Raw genomic sequence first — 25,222 nt, 5'->3', positions numbered from 1 at the left:
TTCCCTACCGGAAATGGGTAACGTTATCCACGACTTTCCGATGGTTGAACCGTACTGTCCGAACGGGTTCCGACGGGAAGGCGGGCGTATGGGCGGGGCCGCTCGAGGGCGCCGGATCACGATCGCCGACGTGGCGAGCCGCGCTCAAGTCTCCACCACCGCGGTGTCGAAGGTGCTGCGTAACGCCTACGGCGTCAGCGCGGCCATGCGCGACCGCGTCCGGGTCGCCATCGACGAGCTCGGCTACCGCCCGCGTAACGCGGCGCGGGCCATGCGCGGCCACACGTTCACCATCGGTGTGCTCCTGCCGCACATCAGCAACCCGTTCTTCGCCGAGATCCTCGACGGCCTCATGACGCAGCTCGGCGGCACCGACTACCAGGCCATCCTCGTCCAGGGCGGCAAGGATCCGGAGGGGGAGCGCATGGCGATCGACGCGCTGGTGGACCGCCAGGTGGACGGCATCCTGATGATCGCGCCGCTCGGCTCCAAAGGGGAGCTGGAAGAGGTAGCCACGGGCACGCCGACTGTCGTGCTCGGCCCACACGAGAAGTCAGCCCTCTACGACTCGGTCCACGATGACGACGAGGTGGGCGCCGAACTGGTCGTGAGTCATCTGATCGCGCTCGGGCACCGCCATATCGCCCACATCGGGCAGCGTGACGCCAGCCGCGGCAGGCCCGGGGCGCTGCAGCACACCATCAGGGAACGGACCTACCGGCGGGTCATGGCCGAGCATGGCCTGGCCGGCGAGATCGCCGTCGCCGCCACCGCCTACACGGAGGAGGGCGGCTATGCGGCGGCGCGTGTCCTGCTGGCCCGCGAGCCGCGCCCCACCGCCATCTTCGCCGGCGCCGACCTGGCCGCCTTCGGCGCACTCGCGGCCCTCTATGAGGCCGGTCTCGCCGTCCCCTCCGACATCTCCCTGGCCGGCTACGACAACACCCGCATGTCCGGCCTCGCTCACATCTCCCTGACCACCGTCGATCAAGACGGCGCCATCATGGGCAGAACGGCGGGCCGCCTGCTCCTTGAACGCATCCAGGGCCGTACGGCGGCGGTCGACTTCTCCCTCACGCCGACCTTGGTGCCGCGCCGCTCGACGGCTCCCTGCCGTTGAAGCGCTCTGACATGCTGCAGCCTTGAGCTGACGCCAGGAAGTGGCGGCGGAGCGAGCAGCGCGGCCGGGTGCGGAGCGAGATCGGCGATCATCTGGCAGAGCGCGGATTCGGAGACACCGAACAGCGTACCGAGCTGGATCATGGTGAGGTTGGTGCGGAAAGCGAGCACGACGAGGAAGACCCGGTCGGGGTAGGCCAGGCCCAGGGGCGGCCCGCCCGGCGTCGGGATGACGGTCGGGCAACCGGCTGATCGATGTCTGGAGTTGCGGGCCGGACAGTCCGGTCCACGCCTGGACGTCCCGGGGCGCGCACGAGGCTGACCCAGTCGCATGTTGGGCTTCGGCAAAGAGATCGCGATCGGGTTCCGTCGGCTGGGCCGGCACGCGAACATGTTCCCGAATACTTGCTGGACGTTTACCGAGCAGGTGTGTCACGCTGGGTGATGTGAGCGTGACGGGAGAGCACCAAGTGGCAGGTGGGACAGTCCCGCCCTCGTCCTCGCCCGGGTCACCCCGCGCCGAGCCGGCGCACCGCCGGTTCCGGGGCAAGAACAAAACCCGCGCTTGGAAACGCGACAAGGACCAGCCGGTCTCGGTGATCCGCCTGCCTCTGATCGTCGACGACCCGCAGACTCGCGACCGGGTCGAGCAGTTGTTTGCCGCCGCTTGGTCGTTGAAACGGGCATTGCAGCGTGACGCCCGCGCCCGGGTCGACGCCTACTGGGCGGGCACCTACCGCCGTCAGGCCGACCCCAAGGAGTGGCGGGCCACGCTCGGGCTGACCCGCGTCGCCCTGGAACACGCCGCCTACGCCCATCTGGACAACTCCGGGTATCTGCTGCACCACCTGACCAAGGCTCTCGCCCTGCACATCGCGGATGAGGTGTGGACGGGGGTGGACCGGCATCTGTTCGCCGACAGCAGGGGCAAGCACGCCGGGCGGCCGAAGACCGGCTCGTTCTGGGCGTTTACCCGCATCCCCGGCCGGGCCCGCTCCCACACCACGGCGCGTAAATGGGAGACCTTCCGCCTGCACGGCACCCTGGACGGGCATCTGGCCGCCTACCCACACCCAGACCTCATCTCCCACCTGACCGCCCAGCCGAGGCCCGGATCCGGGCCGGCGCCGGGGACGGAGGCGTGGGTGGCAGCGGCGCTGACGCTCCCGCCGACGGCCTCGGTGCTCGCCCAGCCCCGGCGCCTTCGCCCGCCGGGTGCCCCCACCGGCCGCATCACCCTCACAACCACCACGAGCACCATGACCACAGGGAGCGTGACCACCGGGAAAACCCGTACCCGGCCCGCGTCCTGGTGGGACCACACCGGCCCCCTGGCCGTCGTCTACACCGGCGGCCCCCGCAGCGGCCGCGGCGACCTCGTGCTGCCCGTCCGCCTCCCCCAGGGCGCGGGCCGAGCGCCTTACCTGGCCCACTACCTGGCCCGGCCGCAGCTTTGGCACAAAATCGACCTCGTCCGCCGCCGCGACCCGTCCGCGCCCGGCGGCTGGACCTACGAGGCGCATCTGATGATCCTCGACACCGGATACGCCAGCCCGGCCACCCGGCAGCGCCGCGCGCGAGCGGTGGGGTTGCAGCGGCGGGCCGGCATTGACGGCAACGTCTCCAACCTGTCGGTCGTCTCCGCCCCCGCCACCGGTGACCCGGCCGATGGGCCCGTTCGCGCCGACCAGGTCACGCTCACCCCCGCCGAACACGCCCGCCTCGCCGGCGATCGGCGCAAAGCCAAACGGCGCTCCCGCGCCCTGGATCGCTCCCGCCGCGCCGGCAACCCCGACCGGTACGAGCCGTCCAGACGGCAGGCCAAACGCGCTCGCCGCCGTCAAGAGGCCGACCTGCCCGCCCGCCAGATCACCGTCCCCCGTGGGGGGCGGGTGGCGAATGCGGCCGGGAAACCCCGCAACGCCGCCTACCACACCGACACCCTGTCCAGCGGCTACCGCAAGCTGCGCGCCATACACGCGGCCGCCGCCGTCACCCGGACGGCCGCCCGCAAAGCCCGTGCCCGCCAGGTCGCCGCCGACCTGGTCGCTGTCCACGGCACTCGCCTGGTCGTCGAAGACTGTGACATCCGCACCTGGTTCCGCCTGTGGGGGCGGACGCTGGCCGCGTTCACCCCCGGTCAGCTCATCGCCGCGATTGAACGCGAAGCCATCGCGGCGGGCGGCACACTGCTACGCGCCTCCACCACCACGACCGCCATGTCCCAGCACTGCCCCTGCGGCACCCGCGTCCCCAAATCATTGCGGGAACGCACCCATGCCTGCCCGATCTGCGGCCTGACCGCGCCCCGTGACCTGATCTCGGCGCTGCTGGCCTCCTGCGTCACCCACAGCGACCCGGCCGACCTGGCCACAGCCTGCGTCGACTACTCCCACGCGGAGCGGCTGCTCACCAGCTACACGATGCAAGGGCTGCAAGAAGCCCTGTCCGAGTCAACCGCGATCGATCCCACCCCCACCACCGCCGTCTCGACGGTGGCGGACGCGGGTCAGGCGGCAGCCATCCCCACACCCCGCCACGGGCAACAAGGGCGGCCTCTGCTCGGCGAAATTCCGCAACCCGTGCCACGCCGACCCCGGATGAGACCCCACCCGCACCCCACGGGCCCGGGACCACGCCGGACAGACGTGCCCACGGGCCGGACTATCCCTCCATTACGGGATAGCTCTTAGAGGCGGTGTGTCGCGTCGCTGCGGTAGTCGGTGTAGGTGTATGGATTGTCGAGGATCTTCGTCGCGGGGATGTCTGGGTTCATGCCCTTGTTCCAGGCGTCCTCGCCCATTTCCGTGCGAAGGTAGTCGATCGTCTGCTCGACTTGGCGGCGCGCCGTGGCCAGGTCGACGCCGAGCAATTTGTGCTCGTGCTTGACCACCCGCCCGTTGACCAGGACAGTGTGCACGTCGCCGCGCTGCGCCTGGAAGGCGACGTGGCCGTACGGGTGGAGCACCGGGAACGAGACCGGTGAACGGTCGTTCTTGATGAGCACCAGGTCGGCCTTCTTGCCTGCCGCGATCACGCCCAGGTCGTCGCGGCCGAGCGCGTGGGCGCCGCCGCGGGTGGCCCAGTCGACGACCTGGTCGGCGCGCAGACCACAGTGTGTGACGGTGTCGCCCTTGGCGTGGGCCTCCAGGTGCTCTCGGGAGCGGTCGGCGCCGAGGGTGGTGCGCATGGCGGAGAACAGGTCGCCGCTCCACCACACGCTGGTGTCCATGGACAACGACACCGGGATGCCGTGGGCGCGTACCGCCCACGTGGGCGGGTACCCCTGGCCGGCGCTCTGCTCGCTCTCCGTGGAGACCGAGACGGAGCCCCCGGTGGCGGCGATGCGGTGATAGGAGTCGGCCGACAACGACGCGGCGTGCACGTAGATGTTCCGCGGGGTCATGAAGCCGTGCTCGTACATGAGCCGGATGCCGTCGTCGCTGGTCGCGCCCCAGACGCCGGCGTGCGTGGTGACCGGCGCGTCGAGCTCCCGCGCCACCTCGAACGCGGGCTTCTCCGGGAAGGCCGGGTCGCCCAGCACGTCGAAGGCGAGCTGGAAGCCGAGCAGGTCGTCGCCGGTGATCCGGCGGCGCACGAAGTCACGGAACTCGGGCGCGGCCGTCCACTCGGCGGGGGGCTGCTGGATGTTGCCGTACGCGAGCACGTACCGGCCCGGCACCGACTGCAGCGCGTCGACGGCGGCGTCGGCGTGGTCCACGGTCTGCAGGCCGTGCGACCAGTCGACGACGGTCGTGACGCCGGCGTCCAGCGCCTCGATCGCGGCGAGGGTGTTGCCCGCGTGGATGTCCTCCGGCCGGAACAGCTTCCCGTGCTCCAGGTAGAACCAGACGAAGTACTGCGTGAGCGTCCAGTCGGCGCCGTACCCGCGCAACGCGGTCTGCCACATGTGCCGGTGGGTGTCGATCATGCCGGGCATGACGATGCCGTCCGACGCGTCGATCGTGACGGCGTCCTCGGGCGCCTCCAGATCGGGCCCGACGGCGGCGATCCAGTCGCCGGTCACCAGGACGTCGGTGCGTTCGAGCACCGTGCGCCCGCCGTCCATCGGCAGCACCGTGCCGCCGCGCAGCACCACAGGCCGTCCGGCCTCGAACCCGGTTTGCTCGCTCATCGCTGAACTCCGATCTTCCGAACGGTTGTCCGCTGCACGGTCATGTTGTTCGCCGTAACTCTACGGTTGCCGCGAACGGTGTCAAGGGTCTCCTCTGTGCTTGGGCCGGGGTCCGGGTGTATGCCAGAATCACGATTACGGACAGTCGTCCGTGTAGCGAACGCTCGTACTGGAAGGGAGCCGGATGGCAGAGGACGCCGTAGCGAACGGGCCGGCGGGGGGCGGGCCGCTGTCCGGCGTGCTGGTGGCCGACTTCTCCCGGATCCTGGCCGGGCCGTACGCCACGATGTTGCTGGCCGACCTGGGCGCCGACGTGGTCAAGGTCGAGGGGCCTGCCGGGGACGACACGCGGTCCTGGACGCCGCCGGTACGAGGCGAGGTGTCGACGTACTATCTCGGGGTCAACCGGGGGAAACGGTCGATCGCGCTCGACCTGCGGGACGAGGCCGACGCCGAGGCGGCCAGGGAGCTGGCCCGGCGCGCGGACGTGCTGATCGAGAACTTCCGGCCCGGCGGGCTGGCCAAGTACGGCCTCGACTACGCCTCGGTCAGGGCCGCGAACCCCGGCGTCGTGTACGCCTCCATCAGCGGGTTCGGGTCGGGTGCCGGGGCCCGGGTGCCCGGCTATGACCTCATGGTCCAGGCCATGTCGGGGCTGATGAGCCTCACCGGCGATCCGGACGGGCCGCCGTACCGGGCCGGGATCTCCGTGTTCGACGTGATGGCGGGCAACCACGCCGTCATCGGGATCCTCGCCGCGCTGCGCCACCGCGAGATCACCGGGCAGGGACAGCAGGTCGAGGTCAATCTGCTGTCGTCGGCGCTGACCGGGCTGGTGAACCACAGCGCCGCGTACGTCGCGGGTGGCGTCGTGCCGTACCGGATGGGGAACGCGCATCCGAGCGTGTTCCCCTACGAGCCGCTGCCGACCGCCGACAATGACCTCATCGTCACCGCCGCCAACGACGGCCAGTTCCGCAAGTTGTGCGAAGTGCTCGGGATCCCCGAGATCGCCGACGACCCGCGCTTCGCCCGCAACGCCGACCGCACCGCGCGCCGGGACGAGCTGCGGCCGATCCTGGTCGAGCGGCTGGCCACCCGTGGGGCGGTCGAGTGGTTCGAGCTGCTGGTCGAGGCCGGGGTGCCGAGCGGGCCGATCAACACCATCGACGGCGGGTTCGCCATGGCCGAGCGGTTCGGGCTGGAGCCCGTCGTCGAAGTGGGGGCAGGAGAGCGGGCGGTGCCGACCACGCGGCATCCGATCCGGTTCTCAGAGACGCCGGTCCGCTATACGCTGCCGCCACCGGAGCTCGACGAGCACGGCGCGGAGCTGCGCAAGTGGCTCGCCGGTCCCGCCGGTCCCGCCGGTCCCGCCGGTCCCGCCGGTCCCGCCGGTCCCGCCGGTTCCGTGGAAGGAAGTGGGGCGTGATGGAGCCGAATATGTCCGAGACGGATCCCCCAGTGCCTGAGTCCGGCACGGATCGTGAGTACCCCACGGCGCTCGGGGCGTCGTCGCTGAAGACGATCACACTGCTCGGTCAGGACCTGGCCGAGGACGTCATGGGCCAGGTGGGCTTCGGCGAGCTGGCGTTCTGGCTGGCCACGCAGCGCCGCCCGACGTCCGGCGAGATCCGCGTCTTCGAGGCGGTCCTGGCCGCGCTCGCCGACCACGGATTCACACCGACCGCCATCGTGACACGGCTGACGTACCTGTCCGCGCCCGACTCCGTGCAGGGCGCGCTCGCGGCCGGGCTGCTCGGCGGCGGCTCGCGCTTCCTCGGCGTCACCGAGGACTGCGGCCGCTTCCTCAACGAGGTGCTGCGCGAGCACCCGATCCCGGACGACGACGCCGGCTGGGACGCGCTCGCCCTGGACACCGTCCGCGCCCGGCGCGCGGAACGCAAGCTCATCCCCGGCCTCGGCCACCACGTGCACAAGGACGGCGACCCCCGCACGCCACGGCTGTTCCAGATCGCCACCGAGGAAGGCCTGTACGGGCCGCACCTGTCGCTGTTCGCCGCCATCGGCCGCGTCCACCCACAGGTCCTGGGCCGCACGCTGCCGCTCAACGGGGCCGGCGTGTGCGGGGCGGCGCTGGCCGACCTGGGCCTGCCGCTGGAGCTGCTGCGCGCCTTCGCGTTGCTGGCCAGGACCGCCGGCCTGATCGGCCAGCTGGCCGAGGAGCTGCGCCGTCCCGTCGCCAACGACATCTTCCTCTCAGTGGACCTCAACAACCAGTCCATCCCGCCCGAGCCGTACGCCAACGGAGGCTTGCATGGCTGAACTCGTCGCGGTCATCGCGTCCACCCACCATCCCTTCTACTACCGCGCCTCCACCAGCACCGGCGAGGACCGCCCACCGTTCGCCGACGAGTGGGTACGCAAGGTCGAGGCGTTCCGCGAGACCCTGACCAAGGCCAGGCCTGACGTGCTGGTGATGGTCGGCTCCGACCACTTCCACCAGCTGTGGCTGGACAACATGCCGCAGTTCCTGGTCGGCAAGGCCCCCTTCTACGACGCGAACTTCTACAACGAGGAACGCGAGTTCGGCCTGCCCAGGATGTTCTTCACCGGCCAGGAGGACCTGTCGGCGTACATCCTGCGCGAGGGCCTCGACGCCGGCTTCGACCTCGCCTTCTCCAACGAGCTGCGGATCGACCACTCGATCACCTGCCCGATCATCACCCTGCGCCCGCAGAACGACCTGCCGATCGTGCCGATCTACACCAACATCTTCGCCCCGCCGCTGCCGCGGCCGAAGCGGTTCGTGGAGCTGGGGCGGACGATCCGGCAGCTGGTCGAATCCTGGCCGGCCGATCAACGGGTCGCGGTCATCGGGACCGGGCACCTGTCGCTCGAGCTCGGCGGCCCCCGCCAGTTCGGCCCGCACGGGCCCGACCCGGAGTTCGACCGGCGGGCCGTCGAATGGATCTCCTCTGGAGACATCGAAGGCTGCCTGGCCGAGGTGACGCTCGACAGCCTCCACGCACCCGGCAACGCCACCCACGGCTTCATGGACTTCATGCTGATGATGGGCGTCGCGGGCGAGGGCCGGAAGGCCGACTACGTCGACACCTACGACCTGTTCCACACCATGGAGGCGTACTTCACCTGGTATCCGAACGGAGGCAGCCGACCGTGAGCAAATATCTGCTCAACAAGTTCCTGTTCACCGTCGATCGCGATCCCGAGCTGGTCGAACGCTACCGGGAGCAGCCGCGGGCCACGGTCGAGTGGTGGGAGGCCGAGTACGCCAACCGGATCCTCGGCTGCCACACCGGTGAGTCGTCCACCTGGCTGCGGTTCGACGACACCGAGCGGGAGGCGCTCGCCACGCACGACTATCCCAAATTGTTCGAGCTGGGGGCGCACCCGTTCCTGACACTTACGCTGTTCATCGCGATGTTCGAGCGGGACTACGCCGAGCCACTCGGTTTCCAGTTGGAGTACGCCCGGCGCCTGGCACACCACGACCTGCCGTACCCGGACATCGCGACCTGATCCGATCGTGAGGGGAGCCACTGATGCGTGCCGTGCAGATCGAGACCTGCGGGAAGCCACCCCGGCTGGCCGAGCGACCGGTGCCGGAGCCGGGGCCGGGGGAACGGCTGGTGGGGGTGATCGCCGCGCCCATCACCCCCCTCGATCTGCTGTGCGCCAGTGGCTCCTCCTATTTCGGTGTCCCGGCAACCCCGTACGTCCCGGGCGTCCAGGGCGTCGGGACGGTCGGAGACGGCACGCTCGTGTGGTTCCCCACGGTCGCTGGGATGGCGCCTGGCGACGGGAGCATGGCCGAGCTGGCCTCCATACCCGCGGACGACCTTGTGGAGCTGCCCGCCGGGACCGATCCGGTCGCCGTGGCCGCGCTGGGTTTGTCGGCGGTCGCCGCCCACATGGCGCTGACCTGGCGCGGCGAGCTCGCCGCCGGTGAGCAAGTGCTGGTGCTGGGGGCGGGGGGCGTGGTCGGGCAGGCCGCCGTGCAGCTGGCCCGCGTCGCGGGCGCGCGGCGGGTCGTCGCGGCGGCCCGCTCCGCGGCCGCACGGGAACGGGCCGAGGAGGCGGGTGCGGACGCCGTGGTCGCGCTCGACACGGACGACGTGACAGAACTCGCCGGACGTTTCGCGGCCGCCTGTGAAGGGCCGCTGGACCTGGTGCTCGATCCACTCTTCGGCGTTCCGGCCGCCGCGGCCGCCCGGACGTTGCGGCCGTACGGGCGGCTGGTGAATCTGGGCAGCTCGGCGGGGGACACGTGCCCGCTGGACTCCGCGACCCTGCGCAGCCGGTCCCTGCGGGTGCTCGGCTACACGAACAACGAGCTGACCAGGGAACAACGTGCCACCGCGATTGGGCGGATCGCGGAGTTGGCGACGCTGGGGCACCTTGAGGTGTCCCACGAGGTCGTGCCGTTGGACGAGATCGAGGCCGCGTGGAGCCGCCAATCCGCGGGCGCCACATCCGGCCGCATCGTCCTGACCCTGCAACCCTCTTGACCCACGTGCTCACTGGCCCGGCGGTCAGGAGGTCATCGTGACCTGGGGCACGGTCTCGTACAGGGCCCAGTCGGCGCTGATGGCGCCGGCCGTCTTCAGCAGCAGTGGGAGGTGCACCTCCGCCAGCCGCTCCACCGACGTCTCCGCCGCGTTCGCGTTGACGTTGATCGCCGCGATCACGTTGCCGAGTCCGTCCCTAAGCGGTGCGGCAACGCTGCGGATGCCCAGGGCGAGCTCCTCGTCCGTCAGCGCCCACCCCTTCGCCCGCACCTCGCGCAGCGCCGCCTCGCGCTCGGCCACGTCCGGCCGCCAGCGCGGCTCCACCCCCGAGCGGCTGGGCTCGGCGAGCACCCGGGCCACCTCGTCGGGAGGCAGCGCGGCCAGCAGCACCTTCCCCAGCGACGTCTGCAGGGCGGGGAAACGCGTCCCGATCTGCACCGACAGGGTGACGATCTTCGGTACGGCCACCCGCGCGACGTACACGATGTCGGACCCGTCGAGTTGCGCGATGGACGACGACTCGTGGGTCTGCGCCACCAGCCACTCCATGTGCGGCCTGGCCACCTCCCACAACCCCATCGAGCGAACGTACGACACCCCCAGCTCCAGCACCCGGGGCGTGAGCGCGTAGCCGCCGGGCTCGCTCCTGGCGTAACCAAGCTCCTGCAGGGTGAGCAGGATGCGGCGGGCCGTGGGCCGGGCCAGGCCCGCGGCGGTGGCCACCTCGGTCAGGGACATGATGGGCCGGCCCGGCTGGAACACCCGGATCACATCGAGGCCGCGGGCCAGCGCCTCGATGAAATCGGGACCGGTGTCAGCACGTGCCATGAAACGCCTCCCTGCTCGGATCCGACTCTAGACCGTCGTGGCCGTGTGTCCGCACAGCGGCGGTTGGAGCGAGCATAGCGCTGCCCGCCCCAACCGCGGATACGAAGCCTGGTAAGGCGGCGTTGTTACGGTGGCGTTTCCATGTGTTCGTGACGCGGACGGCTGTCCGATGAATGTCAGGGCATCTTGTATTCCGCGGCACGGCCGCAGTAGCTGATCCCGATCGGCGTGACGCTGAACCGGCACACCTGCACGACCACCCGGTTGATGGCGGTCACCCCCGAGGGGTCGGACAGCGCGAAGGAGAGCACGATCCGCTGGTTGTCGGCCTTGTACGTCTCGGAGTCGACGAGCGTGTCGCCGTTGTAGGCGCTGAACGTGGCCTTGGAGAACATCCCGTCCTGAGCGCAGGGTGAGTTGACGCCCTCATCGGCCAGATAACCGCTGACCCTGACGGTCGGCCGGACGACGGGCCCTTCCACCCAGTCCAGCGTTCCCTCCGTGACCCCGCGACGGCAGGAGTCCCCTGAGTCGGCGTAGAACTTCACCACCGCCTGGGCCGCCGCGGGCTGAGCCGCCAAGAGAGCGGCGGCCGCCGCGGTCAACGCCAGCCACGACCGTAAACGCATGGCTTTCGACCTCCCTGTGATGATTGATCCGGCCCGCTCATCGTGGACGACGGACCGGGCCGGTGCCAGCCCTCACAGGTCGGTTGCAATGATTTGCTCGATGTTGCGCTCGGCCAGCGCCGTGATGGTGACGAACGGGTTGACGGTGGTGTTGCCGGGGATGAGCGAGCCGTCGATGACGTACAGGCCCGGATAGCCGTGCAAGCGGCCGTGGTTGTCGGTGGCCTTGTTCAGCACGGCGCCCCCGAGCGGGTGGTACGTCAGGTGGTCGCCCCAGATCTTGTAGACGCCGAACAGGTCGGTACGGTAGATCGTCCCCTCCTTGGCGTTGATCTTGTCGAAGATCGTCTTGGCCATGTCGATGGACGGCTGCTTCCAGGCGGTCTGCCAGTTCAGTTCCACCTTGCCCGCCGCCGCGTTCCAGGAGAACTGGGCCCGGTTCGGGTTCCTCGTGATCGACAGGTAGAACGAGGCGAAGGTCTCGATCCCGGTCGGCAGCGGCGCGACCTCGGCGAACGCGCCCCCGGCGGCCCAGTTGTCGATGCCGCAGCACGGGATCGCCGACTGGAGGCTGCCGGTCGGGTCCCACATGTGGTTGGCGCGGCCGCACATCACGTTGCCGTTGTCGCCCCAGCCCTTGCCGACCTCGCCGTTCAGGTTCGGCAGCACGCCGGTGGCCTTCAGCCTGACCAGCAGCTTGCTGGTGCCGACGCTGCCGGCGGCGAAGAAGACGCGGTCCGCGGTCACGGTCTTGGTCGCGGTGACGTTCCCGGAGGTGTCGATCTGCTCGATGGTCACCGTGTAGCGGCCGCCGGACGCGGGGGCGACCGAGGTGACCTTGTGGAGCGGTGAGATCGCCACCCTGCCGGTGGCCTTGGCGCGGGCGAGGTACGTCTTCTGCAGTGTTTTCTTGCCGTGGTTGTTGCCGTAGAGGATCTCGCCGGCCAGCGCGGACTTCGTGACGGTGCCGGCCTCCTCCTGTTTCATGTAGTCCCAGTCGTACACGTCGGGCACGAAAACGAACGGGAAGCCGGAGCGCTGGGCGTGCTTACGGCCGACGCGGCCGTACTGGTAGTAGGGGGTCGTGTCGAACCAGGCAGGGTCGATGGTGGCCACGCCCAGCCCGGCGTTGGCGCGTGGGTAGTAGACGTTGTACATCTCGTCGGCGTTCACCGACGGGAGCACGAAGCCGAAGTTCTCGCGCCGGGGCGTGACCGCCATGCCGCCGTTGACGAGCGAGCCGCCGCCGACGCCGCGGCCCTGGTAGACCGTGATCCCGCCGAACTCCTCGGCGTCCAGTACCCCGGTGTGGCGTGGGATGTCCCGGTCGATGGGGAAGCCGAGGAAGTAGTTGAGCGGCGCCTTGGTCCTGGTACGCAGCCAGTACGACCGGTAGTCCGGCTCGCGCGTGTTGCAGAAGATCTTGCCGTCCGAGCCGGGGGTGTCCCAGGCCATGCCCATCTCGATCATGTGGACGTCCACGCCGGCCTGGGCCAGGCGCAGCGCGGCGACGGCGCCGCCGTACCCGGTCCCGATCACCAGGGCGGGGACGTGAGCCCCCGAGGCGATCGGGCCGGCCGCCGCCCGGGCGGGGGCGGCGAGGGCGGCGGCTCCCAGGAGGGTGCCGGCGCCGGTGATGAAGCCGCGGCGAGAGACGGTGTCGCTCATGGGGGTTCCTCGCTCTCATCGACGTTCTAATCGATGCTGGTCGCCGGCCGGGGATGGGCCGCCGGGCAACACGCAGGCGGTGTCCAGGCCCAGCACGCGGTTGAGCCGGCCGAACGCCCACCAGGAGCCGATGCTCATGCTCAGCTCCACGATCTCGGCCTGGCTGTAGTGCGCGGTCATCCGGGCCCAGAACGCCTCGTCGAGGCCGTGGTGGTCCAGGGCGTACCGCTCGGCGTACTCGGCGGCCAGGCGGGTGCGCTCGTCGAAGGCGGTGGTGGTGCGCCACTCGGCCACCGAGTCGGCGAAGCCGTCCTCGACCTTCTGGCCGTCGCGTTCCGTCCGCCAGTCCAGGCAGAAGACGCAGCCGTTGAGCTGGGCGATCCGCAGCCGGGCCGCCTCGAACTCACGCAGGCCGAGCGTCGTGTTCGCGTAGACCGACAACGAGAACTGGGAGGCGGCGGCGCCGATGCCGGGGACCATCTCGCCCCACACGTACGCGATCGGGTCCTTGCCCTCGGGGACGTCGATGATCACGGGTGCTTCCTTCCGAGCTTGCCGGTCGCGGGGCGCAGCGGCACGTCGAGCGCGTCGTACAGTCCTGGTTCGGCCGTCACGAGCCAGTCGATGGCGTTCACCAGGCGGCCGGCGGCGGTGGCGTTCCCGCCCGCGGAGCGGTTGCCGCCCTCGTCGGTGGCCTCGACCGTGACCTCGATGCGCGGGTGGCCCTCGATGATCACCCGGTGCGCCCCCTCACCGCTCGGGGGCGACGGCCAGTCGGGCGCGCAGGACGGGTGGATGCGGGTGACGTGCTCGACGACGATACGCGGCTCGCCCTCGACCATCCCCTGTACCTCGAACCGCGCCGCGCCCTGCGTGCCCGCCGCGAACTCGCCCATCTCCGGCGTGGTCACGGTGGTCTCGAGCGGTCGCCGCTCCACGCTCTCGCGGAGGTCGTCCAGCTCCACCCCCAGTGCGCGGGCCATCAGCCGTACCTGGCCGCCCCACACCATGGAGGGGACGGTCGGCGCGAGCATCGGCGGCTCGTAGTCCATCGGCTGGCCCATGCCGACCAGGTAGCGGACCGAGTTGGGCTGGTCGTACGTGGAGTAGTCGAAGATCTCCTGGCAGCGGACGGCGTCGATGACGGACCCCAGTCCGCTGATCAGGACGGGCAGTACGTCGTTGCCCCAGCCCGGGTCGATGCCCGAGACGAACAACGAGCCGCCGCCCTCCGCGATGGCGGCCAGGACGTGGGCCCGCAACTCGGGCGGGGCGCCGCGCTGGTCGTAGAGCGCGTAGAGGGAGGGGGTGACGACCACGGCTCCCGCGCGGAGCATCCTGATGACGTCGGCCAGGGCGGCATCGGGGCGCAGATCGCCGGAGGCGGCGTAGACGACAGCGCGTGGGGAGGTGGACAGGACGGCGTCGACGTCGGTGGTCGCCGCCACCCCGACCTCATAGCCGAGTGCGGCCAATTCACCGGCGTCGCGGCCGGCCTTGGCCGGGTCGTGGACGAGTACGCCGGCGAGCTTCAGTGCGGGATGCGCCTCGACGGCGCGGATGGCCGCACGGCCGACGTTGCCGGTACCCCAGATCACCGTGGACACCATGGGCGGAGCGTAGCAAGCGCTTGGTTCGGTGTATAGACGCGATCACACCACTGTTCGGGCCGGGATGAGGGAATGTCGTGCGGATGTCCCGGATCTTCGAACCAGTGGCCCACTCCGGACGTCTTCCAAGAACGGGCTCTCGAAACCGGAGTGAAGGGCGGCCACGCGAAGATGATCGTTCCCGACAGGGCGCTGGCGGGCCGGTATCGCCTGCTGTCGCGGCTCGGCGGCGGCGGGCACGGCGAGGTCTGGCGCGCCCAGGACATGCTGCTCGACCGGGTCGTCGCAGTGAAGACGGTACGAGCCGGGCTGGACGGCGACCCCGAGTTCGTGGCCCGCTTTCACGCCGAGGCCCGCTCGATGGCCACCATCGACCATCCCGGCGTGGTGGGCGTGTTCGACTACGGGATCGCCGAGATGCCGGGCAGGCGTACGCCGTACCTGGTCATGCAGTACCTCGACGGGGAGCCGCTGCACCTGCTGCTGACCCGCCGGGGACGCCTCGCCCCCGGCGCCACGATGGACCTGGTCGCGCAGGCCGCCGAGGCGCTCCATGCGGCGCACCTGGCCGGCGTCGTGCACCGGGACGTCAAACCGGGCAACCTCATGATCCTGCCCGATGGCACGGTCGTGCTGACCGATTTCGGCATCGCCAGGACGGCGGAGAGTCTCAAGCTGACCGCCACGGGCATCGTGCTGGGCACCGCCACGTACTGTGCCCCCGAACAGGCGGAGGGCGCCGCGCCGAGTCCGGCGATGGACGTGTACGCGCTGGGGGTGGTCGCGTACGAGTGCCTGGCGGGGCGGGTGCCCTTCGACGGTGAGAACGCGGTCGCGATCGCGCTCAAGCACCTGCACAAGATGCCCCCGCCGCTGCCCGATGACGTCCCGGCCGCCGTCGGCGAGGTGGTCATGCGAGCCCTGGCCAAAGACCCGGCGGGCCGCTGGCCGAGCGCCGCCGCCCTGGCCGCGGCGGCCCGTGCCCTCGCGGACGGCCTGGACGCCGAGGGCCCTCTCGGGAACGACCGGCTGCCGCCTCGCCCTGCCCCGACGGGCTCCCCGTCCGTGTCCCCGTCCGGCTCCCCGACCGTGTCCCCGTCCGGCTCCCCGACCGGCGAGAGGACCGCGGGCCGGCGCCGGACGGCGCTGACCTTGGGAGGCGGGCTGGCCGCCGTGGCGATCGCGGCCCCGGTGGCGTACTGGGCACAGACCGATCAGCCGCGACCATCGGCGTCTCAGACGCTCACCGGCGAAACCCAGCCGTCCACCGCGACGGAACCGTCACTGGATCCCATGACGCACACGCATGACGGCGAACCCCGCGACACGCCCCCGACCACAGACCCGCGCGCGAAAACCGGCACGACCGCCGAACCTGACACGTCGGTGAAAGCCGAGGCGACCGGTGACGTACGTGACCAGGTTCCCGCCACAGGCCTGCTGGTCGGCGGCATCGTCCACGTCGGAGGACCATCTCCCGGACAGCCGTCAGCCAACGGCTACCGGCCAGGACTGGTCGAGGTCTTCACCCTCAAGGGCCGCCGGGTGGCCGGCCAGCGGGCAGATCAGGGCGGGTTCCGCTTCTCGCTCCCGCAGGGCGGCTACCGCCTCCAGACCACCCTGGGCGAGAGCATCTGCTCGACGACGGCGCAGGTCAAGCCGGCCAGGACCACCCGCGTGGAGCTGAAATGCTCCAACCCCTCGCCATCGCCGGCCTTCCAGAGCGCCGCCATCAAGGACGGGCACGGCGACGCCAAGAGCGGCCAGAACGCGGGAACGATCCTTCCGTACGCCGATCTCCTCGCCGCGGTGATGCGGCCCACCCAAGACGGCGTGACCATCGAGTTCACCACCGCCGGCGCCATCCCCGCGGCCGCACCCTCGGAGGTGAACAGCCGCAGCCGATGGACCGTCTCCATCGAGCAGGACGGCAGGATCGCGCTCCTGTCGATCGACGGCGGGAAGGGCACGTGGACAATCCAGTGGGCGGCCAAGGGCAGCGAGACCGACCAGGTGACGGTGGCGACGAAACCGGTGATCTCCGGCCCGCGGGTTTCCGCCGCCCTCGGCCGCCGGGCCCTGCTGAAAACGGCCCCGATCGACTTCACCAAGCCTTACAAGATCGTCGCTGCTGAGTCGAACGTGATCCGCGGGTCCCACAGCTGGGCGGACACCGCTCCCTGACCACGGCACGGGCCGGCGTGTCCGGCGCCACCAGGTCACCATGAGCGGCGGTCAGGACGGGGTCGGTGACGCGGTGCCCGGCGGAGTGGGGGAGGGCGGGATGCCCGGGGCTGTGGGGGAGGGCGAGCCGGTCGGCGGGGGTGTCAGCTGGGTGTAGACGCCGGTTTCCTCCTTGATCGGGACGTTCACGCGGACAGGCTGGGCACCGCTGAAGACGAACGTCATCGGCACCGTGGTGCCGCGCGGACGCACCCCGGTGACCATGCACAATGGCTTCTCGCCGGTGCCGACGGGCTGGCCGGGAGGCAGGGTGACGGGCCCGGCGAGCTGCGCCGACCCGCCTCCGTCGATGGTGATGCGTTCGAGCCTCACGGGCTGGTCGCCTTCGTTGATCAGCACCGCGTACAGGGCCTGCTGCGGGGCGGGCGAGGCCGGGTCGGCGCCACCCAGCAGGAAGACGTTACGCAGATGCAGGGTCTTCCCCACATCGACGTTGGCGCCCTGGTTCTGGGGGATGTTCGTCGAGCTGTAGTCGAATCCCGCGTGGCCTTGACAACCGGCGGCGGCCGCCAAGGCCACGACGATCACGGCAGAAGCGATGGGACGCATCGCACCGCCCTCCTCTCGCACCCCTGGTTGCCGCTCCGCTACCCGTCAGCTCCACCCTGAACCCAGCCCGTACGGAAGCCGCGACGGCACCGGCCGAGCCGGTCATTCCATTTCCCGCGAAATCTGCCTCGTGACCATCACCAACACTTCAGGTAACGTCACGGGAAAGCGGGACCCTACCCAGGAGCGGTAGATGGTTGAGGAGCGGGCGCTCGACGCCACTGGCCAGGAAAAGAAACGACAACTGGTCCGGGCGGTGATCGCCTCGGCCGTGGGCACCTCGATCGAATGGTACGACTTCTTCCTGTACGGCTTCGCGGCCACCACCATCTTCGCGCAGCTGTTCTTCCCGAAGAGCGATCCGACCACGGGCCTGCTGCTCGCGCTCGGCACCTACTTCGGTGGATTCGCCGCCCGCCCGATCGGTGCGGCGATCTTCGGCCACTACGGTGACCGCATCGGCCGCAAGGCCACCCTGATCATCACACTGCTGACCATGGGCGTCGCCACCGCGCTCGTGGGCCTGGTGCCGACGTACGAGCAGATCGGCATCTGGGGCGGCATCCTGCTGACCCTTCTGCGCCTGCTGCAGGGCATCAGCGTCGGCGGCGAATGGGGCGGTTCCGTGCTGCTCGCCACCGAGTGGGGCAAGTCGCGCGGCGGGCGGCGCGGCTTCCTCGGCAGCTGGCCGCAGTTCGGCGTCCCCGTCGGTCTCGTGCTCGGCTATCTGGCGCTGCAGATCTTCCAGCCGATCGACCCCTACTGGGGCTGGCGTATCCCGTTCCTGCTCAGCATCGTGATGGCCGCGGTCGGGCTCTACATTCGGCTCGGCATCCTGGAGACTCCTGTCTTCGCCAAGGTCCTCGCGGAGAACAAGGTCGAGCGGGTCCCCGTGCGCGAGGTCATCGTCAGGAACTGGCGGGAGATCGTGCTGAGCGCGCTCCTGCGCACCGGGCAGCAGGCGCCGTTCTACATCTTCACCGTCTTCGTCCTGACGTACGCCACCAAGACGCTGGGGTTCGAGGCCAGCGACGTCTACACGTACGTGATCGTCGCGGGCGTGGTGTCGCTCTTCACCGTGCCGTTCTGGGGCTACATCTCGGACATCGTGGGCCGCCGGCGCCTGTACATCATCGGCGCCGCCGCCATGGTCGCCTGGTCCTTCATCTACTGGCCGCTGCTGGACACCCGCGTCCCGTCGCTGGTCTTCCTGGCCATCGTGCTGGCCGCGCCGATCCACGACATCCAGTACGGTCCTCAGGCCACGTTCATCGCCGAGAGCTTCACCGGCCGGCTGCGTTACAGCGGCGCCTCGCTCGGCTACCAGCTGGCCTCGCTGACGGCAGGCGGGCCGGCGCCGCTGATCGCCGTCTGGCTGTACGCGACGTACCAGAGTTCGCTGGCCATCGCGATCTACATGGCGATCTGCGCGTTGATCAGCGTGGTGGCGGCGTTCGCGCTGAAGGATCGCTCGCAGTACGACTACGCGGTCGAGTACGACGAGCCGCACGCTTCAAAAGCCAGGGAGTGAGGCGCGGCTCACATTCGCGGCTCGGCTGTCACACTCCGGTCTCCAGGACTCCTCTCAGGGTGAAAGTTCACTCGGAGAGCGAAAGAGAATGCCATGAAGATTCTGGTAACCGGGGCGACGGGCGGTGTCGGACGGCTCGTCGTGGAGCGGCTCGCCGGCGCGGGCGCCCAGGTCCGCGCCGTCACCCGTACCCCTGAGAAGGCCGGTCTGCCGGCCGCCGTCGAGATCGTCGAAGGCGATCCGTCGCGGCCGGACACGCTCGCGCCGCACCTCGACGGCGTCGAGGCCGTCTTCCTGCACTCGCGGACCATCGGCACGGCCGCGGACCGGCTGCTCGCCCTGGCCGCGGAGCGGGGTGCGCGGCGGGTGGCCGCCCTGTCGGCACTGAACGTCGACGACCCGCTCGACCTGCAACCCTCCCGCCTGCGCGGCGACCGCAACAAGGAGGCCGAGGCGGCCGCCGTCGCCAGCGGCCTGGCCTGGACCAGCCTGCGGGCCAGCGCCTTCGCCTCCAACGCCCTCCAGGCGTGGGGCGCCCAGATCCGCAGAGGGGACGTCGTCCGGTACGTGTACGCGGCCTTCCAGGAGTCGCCGCTCGACGAGCGGGACCTGGCGGAGGCCGCCTCCCTGGCGCTGCTCACCGACGACCTGGCGGGCCGGCGGCTGGAGCTCACCGGCCCGCAGTCGTTGTCGCACGAGGAGATGGTGGCCGTCATCGGCGAGGTCATCGGCCGGCCGCTGCGCTTCGAGGAGGTGCCGCCGGAGGCCATCGCCCATCACATGATCGGGATCGGCCTGCCCGAGCCGTTCGTACGGGCCCTGATGGACAGATACACCCACTACGCCGGCCAGGAGCAACATCCCGTGACGGGAGACCTGGAGAAGGTCCTGGGCCGCCCGCCGCGTACGTTCGCCGACTGGGTGGCCGACCACGCGGCGGCCTTCCAGGCACACGATCCGAGCTAGCCGTGTCGACCGCCTATGTCGTCACGGCCGTGGTGACCATCGCGTTCAACACGTTCTCAGGGTTCGCGGCGATGACCCGGTTCAAGCCCATCATGCGGACGCTCGGGCCCGCGCTGGAGCGGGCCGGCGTCCCCGAGTCGTGGTTGATCTGGCCGATCGGCGCGCTCAAGGCGCTGGGCGCGCTCGGCCTGGCGCTCGGGCTGGCCGGCGTGCCGCTCGTGGGCACGGCCGCCGCGGCCGGCCTGGTCCTGTACTTCGTCTGCGCCCTCTACACCCACCTCCGGGTGAGCGACTTCTCGCCGCAGTTCTACCTGGCGACGGTCTTCCTCGCCCTGGCGGTGGCCACGCTGGCGCTGGACCCCGCCCTGACCCTGGACACGACCATGTGAGAGGGCGAGGCGCCGCGGTGGCCTGCCGGTCACCGCGGCGCGGCGCAGTGATGGCCTCCCGGTCTCGGCAGGTCCAGTGCCGGGTTCCGGTCGAAGAAGCCGACGGGTTTCAGGGTGAAGCCGCAGCTGTCTGCGGGCATGATCGGCCAGTCCTCCAAGCGGGGCACGTGCGTGAGCCCGAACGTATGCCACAGCACGAGGTCCGCGCCGTCGATGTCTCGGTCCCGCGCCACCCACGCCGGGAGCCCGTCCTGCCCCGGGCTCTGGTTGACGTAGTCGCCGGCCGGATAGCGCTCCGCGCCGTCGTACCTGGTCACCCAGAGGTGTTTGGTGGCGAACGCGGCGCGGCGCGCGATCGACGAGGTCTCGGCCGCGAGCAGGACCGGGCGGCCCTGCGGGAGCAGCGCGTACGCCACGGGCCGGCCGAGCCGGTTGACCACCGCCGGGTTGCTGACGTGCCAGGACCGTCCCGAGCCCGGCGCGGCCAGGCGGGCGCCCTCCGCCTCGGTACGCAGCCGCATCGCCGTCGCCGTGAACGCGTTGCCGTACGGGTTGCCCGTGCCCGCCTCGACCGGGGCGATCTCGACCTCGTCCACGGCGTTCGTCACCCCGTCGACCGTCATGTCGAGGCGGGCGCAGAACAGATGCTGGTGGTACGGCGCCCCGAGGCCGGGCGCGACCTCGCTGGCGTAGCGGCCGTCCTCGTAGGCCGAGGTGAACAGCACACCGGTGGACTTGCACTCGAACTGCACGGAGCCGTCCAGGTACAGGTACCAGTAGAAGCCGTAGTCGTAGTTGCCGACGGTGGCGAAGCAGGACAACACGAGGCGCCGGGAGCGGCGGGTCTCGGCCGACCCGGTGAACAGGTCGCTGTGCTTCCACAACACGCCCTGGTCCTCCTCGTGCACGCACACGGCGTTCGGGATCGTGTGCGGCTCCCCGTGGTCGTCGGCCATGACGGCGTCGAAGTAGGTGATCTCGCCCAGGCAGTCGCAGCCCAGGACCAGCGAGTTGGCCATCTTGCCCAGGCAGTACTCGCCGGCGTCGAAATAGTTCTGCCAGAACCGGACCGGGCTCGGATCCGCGTACGGGACCACCATCTCGGCGATCGAGGCCCGGTAGAGCACCGGGCGCTCGCGCTCGCCGTCGCGGAACGTCAGCTGGTGTAGCACCAGCCCCTCGCGCACGTCGAAGCCCAGCCGTAGCCGCCAGTTCGCCCACTCGATCACGTTGCCCTCGACGGTGTGGCTCGGCCCCTCAGGCTGGGTGATCTCGATGGGCCTGAGCGTGGCGAGCGGCGGGCCGACGACGCTCTCGTCGTCGAAGTTGCCCTCCTCGGCCGGCACGGGCGCGAGCCGGTGATCGAGGAGCTCGATGACCCGTCGCTCGATCAGGTCGACGTACGCGACGAGGCCGTCCACCGGGTGCGCCCACGGGTGGTCCTCGGGGCGGTGCTTGACGAAGGTGAGCACCCGCACCAGCCGCCGGCCGCGCTCGCCGGGCAGGTCGAAACTCCCGGCCGACAGCGGGCAGGGGCAGGTCAGGTCCAGGTCGGTGATGCCGCGGCGGGCCATCGCCGACCGCCACCCGGGATCGGCCTTGACGATGTCGTCGACGAGCGCGTACTCCTCGATCATGATCGGGGGCTGGCCCTCGGCGGCCGGGTCGAGGTCACGCCTGCTCACCAGCTTGTCCTGGGTGAGCGAGACCACGGTCTCCATGCAGGCGCCGGTCCCGGTGTCGAGCAGCACGCTGAACACCTGACGGTCCGGCGGGGCCTCACCGGTGAACGCGAGGACCTCGCTCTTGGGCGGCTCGCGCAGCTGGACGAGCGGGAATCGGGTGTCCGGCCCCACCAGGCCCGCCTGGACCAGGATCGAGCGGTTGTGCCGGATCTCGTCGGCGGTGAGCCGGTCGAGGGGATGGGCGGTCATGTCGTGAGCTCCTTAGCCGCCGTCTGCGGGGGTTCGTCGGGTCAGCACGCATCACCCTCTTCTTCGGTGCCGGGGCCGCCGCCGTTCCATCGGCGCCACACGTAAATCCAGCACGCCTCGGCTGCGGCTGCCCGGGCGCGGCGCGGCGCGTCCAAACCGCAGGGGCGGGGCCACGGCCGTCTCACGGAAGAAGATTTTATACAGAAATGTTATTCCGGTATTCTTCATCGCACGTTACCTTAGGCATAACGGCCAGAACGATCCTTCCCGTCGCGAGCAGGAAGGGGTGAGATGTGGAATGCGCCGCGTCAGCAAGGCGGACGGCGAACCCATGACCACCGCCCACCAGTTGCTGTACGCCGATCATCTCGTGCGCGTAACCTGCACTGTGACGCGTGGTTCGGCGCTGATCCGGATCATCGGCGATCTCGACAGGACCAACAGCGCCGGGGTGCTGAGCACGCTGGAGCAGGTCCAGCGGATCGACGACCGGCTCGTCGTCGACGTCGGCCAGGTCGGCTTCACCGACGTCACGGGAATCCGGGCACTGGTGTCCTTCGCCGAGCAGGGCCACGCCCGTGTCCGCGACACCCCGTGCCAGATGCGCCGCCTGATGCGGCTCATGCGGTTGCGGCCCTTCGACGAGCCGGAAAGCCGGTCCTCGTAGGCTTACTGGGCTGGTCGGCGGTGCTCGCCGACCAGGTGGCCGTTCTGCCGGATCTGCGCCGCGTCGTACGGGAAGACCGGCCGCGTGACGAACGACTCGGCGATGCTGTCAGCATGCACCCGGTCGACGCCCCAGCCGATCGTGTACCAGCGGCCCAGCCCGTCCTCGCCGGTGGAGTCCAGCACGGCGATCTCGAAAAGCTGGGCGGCCGGAGCCGGAGTGCAGGAGACGTGCCCAGGGGGCACGGTGGTCCGCCGGCCGTCGATACCCGGCTGTTCCATGTGGGGCTCCTTTCCGCCCGGTACGATCGTCATCCGGAACAAGGTCATACCCGGCTTTGGGCACCGAAACATCCGCGAGCCTTCGCTGCCGAAGGGCAGATTATTCTGCTAGGCAGATGGCAGAAGACGAGTTCGCTAAAGGATCTTCGGGAAATGAGCCGCATGTTCCAGTGGAGGGGCCGGTGCTCTGCCCGAGGTCAGGAGCGTGAGAATCGGTGAGCAGTTACCACGAGCGTTCTTCCTCCTGGACCTTCCTCACTCACCACGCCCGGGTTCTACTGGAGATCGCCCGCGACCCTGAGGTCCGGCTGCGCGACATCGCCACCAGCATCGGCATCACTGAACGCGCCGTGCAGGGCATCGTGACCGACCTGCACGAGGCCGGCTACCTGGCGCGCGAGCGGGTGGGGCGGCGCAACCGCTACAGCCTCAATCTCGATCAGTCCTTCCGCTACCCGACCGAGGCCAAGCTGCCCGTCCGCCTCCTCATCGAGATGTTCACGCAGCACGACCTCTCACAGGACCAGTCGCTCGAGTCGCACTGACGGGCTGAGCCCTTGCCACGGCACCGGCTGTTGTCCGCGCATGGAGCGGAGGGCCGCGGACGCGCACACTGAGCGGAGGATGCAATGTGCTGGCCGGCAACCCGCACGACCTGCCGGACGAGGAGATCGCGACGGCGCTGGGCGGAGGCGGTCGGTGGAGCTGCCGGGCATGGCGCTCGAAGGCCCCGCGTTGAACAGGTTCCTTGTCCTGGAAGGAGGGGAACGCGTGCTCGACCTGTCCGCAGGGGTGTCCGCCGGGTTCGCCCCGCCGGACGCGGCCGCCGTCGAGGAACACTTCCACCTCAACGACGGCCGGACGTTGGTGGCGCGGAGCGCGGGCGACACCCTCTGGGTGCTCAACCTCAAGGCCATCGCCTGACGGCGCTCAGCCCCACACCTTGTGGGCGGTGTCCACGATCAGCTCCAGCTTGCGCCGCTCCTCGTCCACGGTCAGCAGGTTGCCCCTGGCCGTGGAGGCGAAGCCGCACTGCGGGCTGATCGCGAGGTTCTCCAGCGGGACGTACTTGGCGGCTTCGTCGATCCGGCGGCGCAGGTCGTCCTGCGACTCCAGCTTCGGGACCTTGGAGGAGACCAGCCCGAGGACGACGGTGGTGCCCTGTGGAATGAACCGCAGCGGCTCGAACCCGCCGGCCCGCTCGGTGTCGTACTCGAGCAGGAACCGGTCCACCGGGACCTCGCCGAACAGCCGCTCGGCGATCGGCTCGTAACCGCCCGTGGACATCCACGCGCTGCGGTTGTTGCCCCTGCAGATGTGCATCCCGACCGTGACGTCGGGGTTCATGGCCTTGGTCGCGCGCACTAGCTCCGCGTCCACCGCGACCGTCGCGCCGAGTATCGCCTCAGGGCCGGGGGCGCCGGGTCCCATGAGGCGAGCGCGGAAGTCCGCGTCGAACACCATGTTGTAGCTCAGGGAGTCCAGCTGGATCCAGGTGACCCCCTGGCCGAGCAGCTCCTGGATCTCCTTGATCCGCAGGGCGATGAGATCGCGCATCATGTCGCCGGGCGTCGGGTAGACGGACTGGCTGAGGTCCGGCCGCCACAGGAGATTCCCCATCGAGGAGCTCATCATCGTGATCTTGAACTGGCCGGGCGCGTGCCGGGCCATGAAACCGGCCTCGACGGCGGTGAGAAGCGCCTTCTGGGTGAGCTTGGCATTCGCGGCCACCATCTGGAACGCGGTCTCCTCGGGCGGCGGCATGCCGTCGTCCCTGAACCACGCCGAGGTGGGCGCCTCCACGGGCACCACTCCGCCCAGCGACTCCAGCAGGCCCGCCATCCAGGTGGCCCGCCGCATCTCGCCGTCGGTGAAGACCTCGATCCCGGCCTCACGCTGGAGCCGGATCGCGGCCAGCACCGCGTCGTCCTCCAGCTGCGCCAGCTCCTCGCCGCTCAGCTCGCCCCTTTCGCGCGCCTGCCTGGCCTGCAGCAGCTCGGGTGGCCGCAGCAGGCTCCCGACGTGCTCGGCGTGGTGGATCGCGGGCATACTTCCTCCTCTGTGTCAGGGACGCGGGAGATCGGAGGGGCCGCGCCCGCCGTGAGGTGAGAGTCCACCCGCCACTTTCCGCCACCGGGGCAAGGTCGTCCACCCCGGAAGGCGACTTGCGGCGTGATCGTTT

24 protein-coding genes and 1 pseudogene are annotated in these 25,222 nt (G+C 70.2%); 14 read left to right on the top strand and 11 right to left on the bottom strand.

Annotated elements, in window-relative coordinates; all coding sequences use genetic code 11:
• The first annotated feature begins 88 nt into the window (after nucleotides 1-88).
• Nucleotides 89-1,120 carry a LacI family DNA-binding transcriptional regulator gene (locus ACTWPT_RS31870; protein WP_443181193.1) on the top strand — a complete coding sequence of 344 codons (1,032 nt, stop codon included), beginning with the start codon at nucleotides 89-91 and terminating at the stop codon, nucleotides 1,118-1,120.
• A gap of 98 nt (nucleotides 1,121-1,218) precedes the next feature.
• Here the strand turns inward: ACTWPT_RS31870 and ACTWPT_RS31865 are convergent.
• Nucleotides 1,219-1,452 (bottom strand): annotated as a pseudogene (locus ACTWPT_RS31865) (transposase family protein); the annotation flags it as partial.
• Nucleotides 1,453-1,589: 137 nt separating this feature from the next.
• Between ACTWPT_RS31865 and ACTWPT_RS31860 the strand changes: the two are divergent.
• On the top strand, nucleotides 1,590-3,812 hold the full coding sequence (locus tag ACTWPT_RS31860) for a hypothetical protein (protein WP_443181192.1): 2,223 nt from the start codon (nucleotides 1,590-1,592) through the stop codon (nucleotides 3,810-3,812).
• On the opposite strand, the gene ACTWPT_RS31855 is transcribed toward ACTWPT_RS31860, so the two are convergent.
• Nucleotides 3,809-5,254: an amidohydrolase family protein gene (locus ACTWPT_RS31855; RefSeq protein ID WP_443181191.1), complete on the bottom strand. Its 1,446-nt coding sequence runs from the start codon at nucleotides 5,252-5,254 to the stop codon at nucleotides 3,809-3,811. The genes ACTWPT_RS31860 and ACTWPT_RS31855 overlap by 4 nt on opposite strands.
• A 184-nt stretch (nucleotides 5,255-5,438) precedes the next feature.
• Between ACTWPT_RS31855 and ACTWPT_RS31850 the strand changes: the two genes are divergently transcribed.
• The 5 genes from ACTWPT_RS31850 to ACTWPT_RS31830 are packed head-to-tail and all read left to right on the top strand — an operon-like array spanning nucleotide 5,439 to nucleotide 9,744.
• On the top strand, nucleotides 5,439-6,683 hold the full coding sequence (locus ACTWPT_RS31850; RefSeq protein ID WP_443181190.1) for a CaiB/BaiF CoA transferase family protein: 1,245 nt from the start codon (nucleotides 5,439-5,441) through the stop codon (nucleotides 6,681-6,683).
• 11 nt (nucleotides 6,684-6,694) lie between these two features.
• On the top strand, nucleotides 6,695-7,537 hold the full coding sequence (locus ACTWPT_RS31845) for a citryl-CoA lyase (RefSeq protein ID WP_443181189.1): 843 nt from the start codon (nucleotides 6,695-6,697) through the stop codon (nucleotides 7,535-7,537).
• Complete coding sequence (locus tag ACTWPT_RS31840; RefSeq protein WP_443181188.1) at nucleotides 7,530-8,396, top strand: extradiol ring-cleavage dioxygenase; 867 nt, start codon at nucleotides 7,530-7,532, stop codon at nucleotides 8,394-8,396. Before ACTWPT_RS31845 ends, ACTWPT_RS31840 begins: the two co-directional genes overlap by 8 nt.
• Entirely contained in the window at nucleotides 8,393-8,755 is a 363-nt protein-coding gene (locus tag ACTWPT_RS31835) for a hypothetical protein (protein ID WP_443181187.1), read from the top strand. Before ACTWPT_RS31840 ends, ACTWPT_RS31835 begins: the two co-directional genes overlap by 4 nt.
• A gap of 23 nt (nucleotides 8,756-8,778) precedes the next feature.
• Entirely contained in the window at nucleotides 8,779-9,744 is a 966-nt protein-coding gene (locus ACTWPT_RS31830; RefSeq protein WP_443181186.1) for a quinone oxidoreductase family protein, read from the top strand.
• Between the two features lie 24 nt (nucleotides 9,745-9,768).
• Here ACTWPT_RS31830 and ACTWPT_RS31825 read toward each other — a convergent pair whose 3' ends face one another.
• The 5 genes from ACTWPT_RS31825 to ACTWPT_RS31805 form a co-directional block, all read right to left on the bottom strand.
• Nucleotides 9,769-10,572, bottom strand: a complete 804-nt coding sequence (locus tag ACTWPT_RS31825; RefSeq protein WP_443181185.1) for an IclR family transcriptional regulator domain-containing protein — start codon at nucleotides 10,570-10,572, stop codon at nucleotides 9,769-9,771.
• A 176-nt stretch (nucleotides 10,573-10,748) separates the two neighbouring features.
• On the bottom strand, nucleotides 10,749-11,201 hold the full coding sequence (locus tag ACTWPT_RS31820) for a hypothetical protein (RefSeq protein ID WP_443181184.1): 453 nt from the start codon (nucleotides 11,199-11,201) through the stop codon (nucleotides 10,749-10,751).
• Between the two features lie 72 nt (nucleotides 11,202-11,273).
• Nucleotides 11,274-12,869 carry a GMC oxidoreductase gene (locus ACTWPT_RS31815; RefSeq protein WP_443181183.1) on the bottom strand — a complete coding sequence of 532 codons (1,596 nt, stop codon included), beginning with the start codon at nucleotides 12,867-12,869 and terminating at the stop codon, nucleotides 11,274-11,276.
• Nucleotides 12,870-12,884: 15 nt separating this feature from the next.
• A complete protein-coding gene (locus tag ACTWPT_RS31810) occupies nucleotides 12,885-13,403 on the bottom strand; it encodes a carboxymuconolactone decarboxylase family protein (RefSeq protein WP_443181182.1) in 519 nt (172 codons plus the stop codon).
• Complete coding sequence (locus ACTWPT_RS31805) at nucleotides 13,400-14,479, bottom strand: NAD(P)H-dependent amine dehydrogenase family protein (RefSeq protein WP_443181181.1); 1,080 nt, start codon at nucleotides 14,477-14,479, stop codon at nucleotides 13,400-13,402. The genes ACTWPT_RS31810 and ACTWPT_RS31805 overlap by 4 nt, the downstream gene beginning before the upstream one ends.
• 171 nt (nucleotides 14,480-14,650) lie before the next feature.
• On the opposite strand from ACTWPT_RS31805, the gene ACTWPT_RS31800 reads away from it, so the two are divergent.
• Nucleotides 14,651-16,663, top strand: coding sequence for a serine/threonine-protein kinase (locus ACTWPT_RS31800; protein WP_443181180.1), 2,013 nt, complete (start codon nucleotides 14,651-14,653; stop codon nucleotides 16,661-16,663).
• Nucleotides 16,664-16,714: 51 nt separating this feature from the next.
• Here ACTWPT_RS31800 and ACTWPT_RS31795 read toward each other — a convergent pair whose 3' ends face one another.
• Nucleotides 16,715-17,272, bottom strand: a complete 558-nt coding sequence (locus ACTWPT_RS31795; RefSeq protein WP_443181179.1) for a hypothetical protein — start codon at nucleotides 17,270-17,272, stop codon at nucleotides 16,715-16,717.
• Nucleotides 17,273-17,465: 193 nt separating this feature from the next.
• On the opposite strand from ACTWPT_RS31795, the gene ACTWPT_RS31790 reads away from it, so the two are divergent.
• From ACTWPT_RS31790 to ACTWPT_RS31780, 3 genes are all read left to right on the top strand, one after another.
• On the top strand, nucleotides 17,466-18,803 hold the full coding sequence (locus tag ACTWPT_RS31790; RefSeq protein ID WP_443181178.1) for an MFS transporter: 1,338 nt from the start codon (nucleotides 17,466-17,468) through the stop codon (nucleotides 18,801-18,803).
• Nucleotides 18,804-18,896: 93 nt separating this feature from the next.
• Complete coding sequence (locus ACTWPT_RS31785; RefSeq protein ID WP_443181177.1) at nucleotides 18,897-19,769, top strand: NAD(P)H-binding protein; 873 nt, start codon at nucleotides 18,897-18,899, stop codon at nucleotides 19,767-19,769.
• A gap of 2 nt (nucleotides 19,770-19,771) precedes the next feature.
• Entirely contained in the window at nucleotides 19,772-20,158 is a 387-nt protein-coding gene (locus ACTWPT_RS31780; RefSeq protein ID WP_443181176.1) for a DoxX family protein, read from the top strand.
• Between the two features lie 29 nt (nucleotides 20,159-20,187).
• Here the strand turns inward: ACTWPT_RS31780 and ACTWPT_RS31775 are convergent, their stop codons facing one another.
• Entirely contained in the window at nucleotides 20,188-22,092 is a 1,905-nt protein-coding gene (locus ACTWPT_RS31775; protein WP_443181175.1) for a primary-amine oxidase, read from the bottom strand.
• 298 nt (nucleotides 22,093-22,390) lie between these two features.
• On the opposite strand from ACTWPT_RS31775, the gene ACTWPT_RS31770 reads away from it, so the two are divergent.
• Entirely contained in the window at nucleotides 22,391-22,759 is a 369-nt protein-coding gene (locus ACTWPT_RS31770; protein WP_443181174.1) for an STAS domain-containing protein, read from the top strand.
• 2 nt (nucleotides 22,760-22,761) lie between these two features.
• On the opposite strand, the gene ACTWPT_RS31765 is transcribed toward ACTWPT_RS31770, so the two are convergent.
• On the bottom strand, nucleotides 22,762-23,040 hold the full coding sequence (locus ACTWPT_RS31765; RefSeq protein ID WP_443181173.1) for a hypothetical protein: 279 nt from the start codon (nucleotides 23,038-23,040) through the stop codon (nucleotides 22,762-22,764).
• A gap of 215 nt (nucleotides 23,041-23,255) precedes the next feature.
• Between ACTWPT_RS31765 and ACTWPT_RS31760 the strand changes: the two genes are divergently transcribed.
• Nucleotides 23,256-23,585 carry a helix-turn-helix transcriptional regulator gene (locus ACTWPT_RS31760; RefSeq protein ID WP_443181172.1) on the top strand — a complete coding sequence of 110 codons (330 nt, stop codon included), beginning with the start codon at nucleotides 23,256-23,258 and terminating at the stop codon, nucleotides 23,583-23,585.
• 169 nt (nucleotides 23,586-23,754) lie between these two features.
• Nucleotides 23,755-23,964, top strand: coding sequence for a hypothetical protein (locus ACTWPT_RS31755; RefSeq protein ID WP_443181171.1), 210 nt, complete (start codon nucleotides 23,755-23,757; stop codon nucleotides 23,962-23,964).
• A gap of 6 nt (nucleotides 23,965-23,970) precedes the next feature.
• Here the strand turns inward: ACTWPT_RS31755 and ACTWPT_RS31750 are convergent, their stop codons facing one another.
• Nucleotides 23,971-25,089: a cobalamin-independent methionine synthase II family protein gene (locus ACTWPT_RS31750; protein ID WP_443181170.1), complete on the bottom strand. Its 1,119-nt coding sequence runs from the start codon at nucleotides 25,087-25,089 to the stop codon at nucleotides 23,971-23,973.
• Between the last annotated feature and the right edge of the window lie 133 nt (nucleotides 25,090-25,222).

Origin of the sequence: Nonomuraea sp. 3N208 (genome assembly GCF_052245935.1) — a bacterium.
GTDB lineage: Bacteria > Actinomycetota > Actinomycetes > Streptosporangiales > Streptosporangiaceae > Nonomuraea.
This window is presented reverse-complemented; position numbering and strand designations above follow the sequence as displayed.

Coding starts and splice junctions, on each gene's coding strand:
- ACTWPT_RS31870 (WP_443181193.1), top strand. CDS start 89: ATGGGCGGGGCCGCTCGAGGGCGCCGGATCACGATCGCCGACGTGGCG.
- ACTWPT_RS31855 (WP_443181191.1), bottom strand. CDS start 5,254: ATGAGCGAGCAAACCGGGTTCGAGGCCGGACGGCCTGTGGTGCTGCGC.
- ACTWPT_RS31850 (WP_443181190.1), top strand. CDS start 5,439: ATGGCAGAGGACGCCGTAGCGAACGGGCCGGCGGGGGGCGGGCCGCTG.
- ACTWPT_RS31845 (WP_443181189.1), top strand. CDS start 6,695: ATGTCCGAGACGGATCCCCCAGTGCCTGAGTCCGGCACGGATCGTGAG.
- ACTWPT_RS31840 (WP_443181188.1), top strand. CDS start 7,530: ATGGCTGAACTCGTCGCGGTCATCGCGTCCACCCACCATCCCTTCTAC.
- ACTWPT_RS31830 (WP_443181186.1), top strand. CDS start 8,779: ATGCGTGCCGTGCAGATCGAGACCTGCGGGAAGCCACCCCGGCTGGCC.
- ACTWPT_RS31825 (WP_443181185.1), bottom strand. CDS start 10,572: ATGGCACGTGCTGACACCGGTCCCGATTTCATCGAGGCGCTGGCCCGC.
- ACTWPT_RS31820 (WP_443181184.1), bottom strand. CDS start 11,201: ATGCGTTTACGGTCGTGGCTGGCGTTGACCGCGGCGGCCGCCGCTCTC.
- ACTWPT_RS31815 (WP_443181183.1), bottom strand. CDS start 12,869: ATGAGCGACACCGTCTCTCGCCGCGGCTTCATCACCGGCGCCGGCACC.
- ACTWPT_RS31805 (WP_443181181.1), bottom strand. CDS start 14,479: ATGGTGTCCACGGTGATCTGGGGTACCGGCAACGTCGGCCGTGCGGCC.
- ACTWPT_RS31800 (WP_443181180.1), top strand. CDS start 14,651: ATGATCGTTCCCGACAGGGCGCTGGCGGGCCGGTATCGCCTGCTGTCG.
- ACTWPT_RS31795 (WP_443181179.1), bottom strand. CDS start 17,272: ATGCGTCCCATCGCTTCTGCCGTGATCGTCGTGGCCTTGGCGGCCGCC.
- ACTWPT_RS31790 (WP_443181178.1), top strand. CDS start 17,466: ATGGTTGAGGAGCGGGCGCTCGACGCCACTGGCCAGGAAAAGAAACGA.
- ACTWPT_RS31785 (WP_443181177.1), top strand. CDS start 18,897: ATGAAGATTCTGGTAACCGGGGCGACGGGCGGTGTCGGACGGCTCGTC.
- ACTWPT_RS31775 (WP_443181175.1), bottom strand. CDS start 22,092: ATGACCGCCCATCCCCTCGACCGGCTCACCGCCGACGAGATCCGGCAC.
- ACTWPT_RS31770 (WP_443181174.1), top strand. CDS start 22,391: ATGCGCCGCGTCAGCAAGGCGGACGGCGAACCCATGACCACCGCCCAC.
- ACTWPT_RS31765 (WP_443181173.1), bottom strand. CDS start 23,040: ATGGAACAGCCGGGTATCGACGGCCGGCGGACCACCGTGCCCCCTGGG.
- ACTWPT_RS31755 (WP_443181171.1), top strand. CDS start 23,755: ATGGCGCTCGAAGGCCCCGCGTTGAACAGGTTCCTTGTCCTGGAAGGA.
- ACTWPT_RS31750 (WP_443181170.1), bottom strand. CDS start 25,089: ATGCCCGCGATCCACCACGCCGAGCACGTCGGGAGCCTGCTGCGGCCA.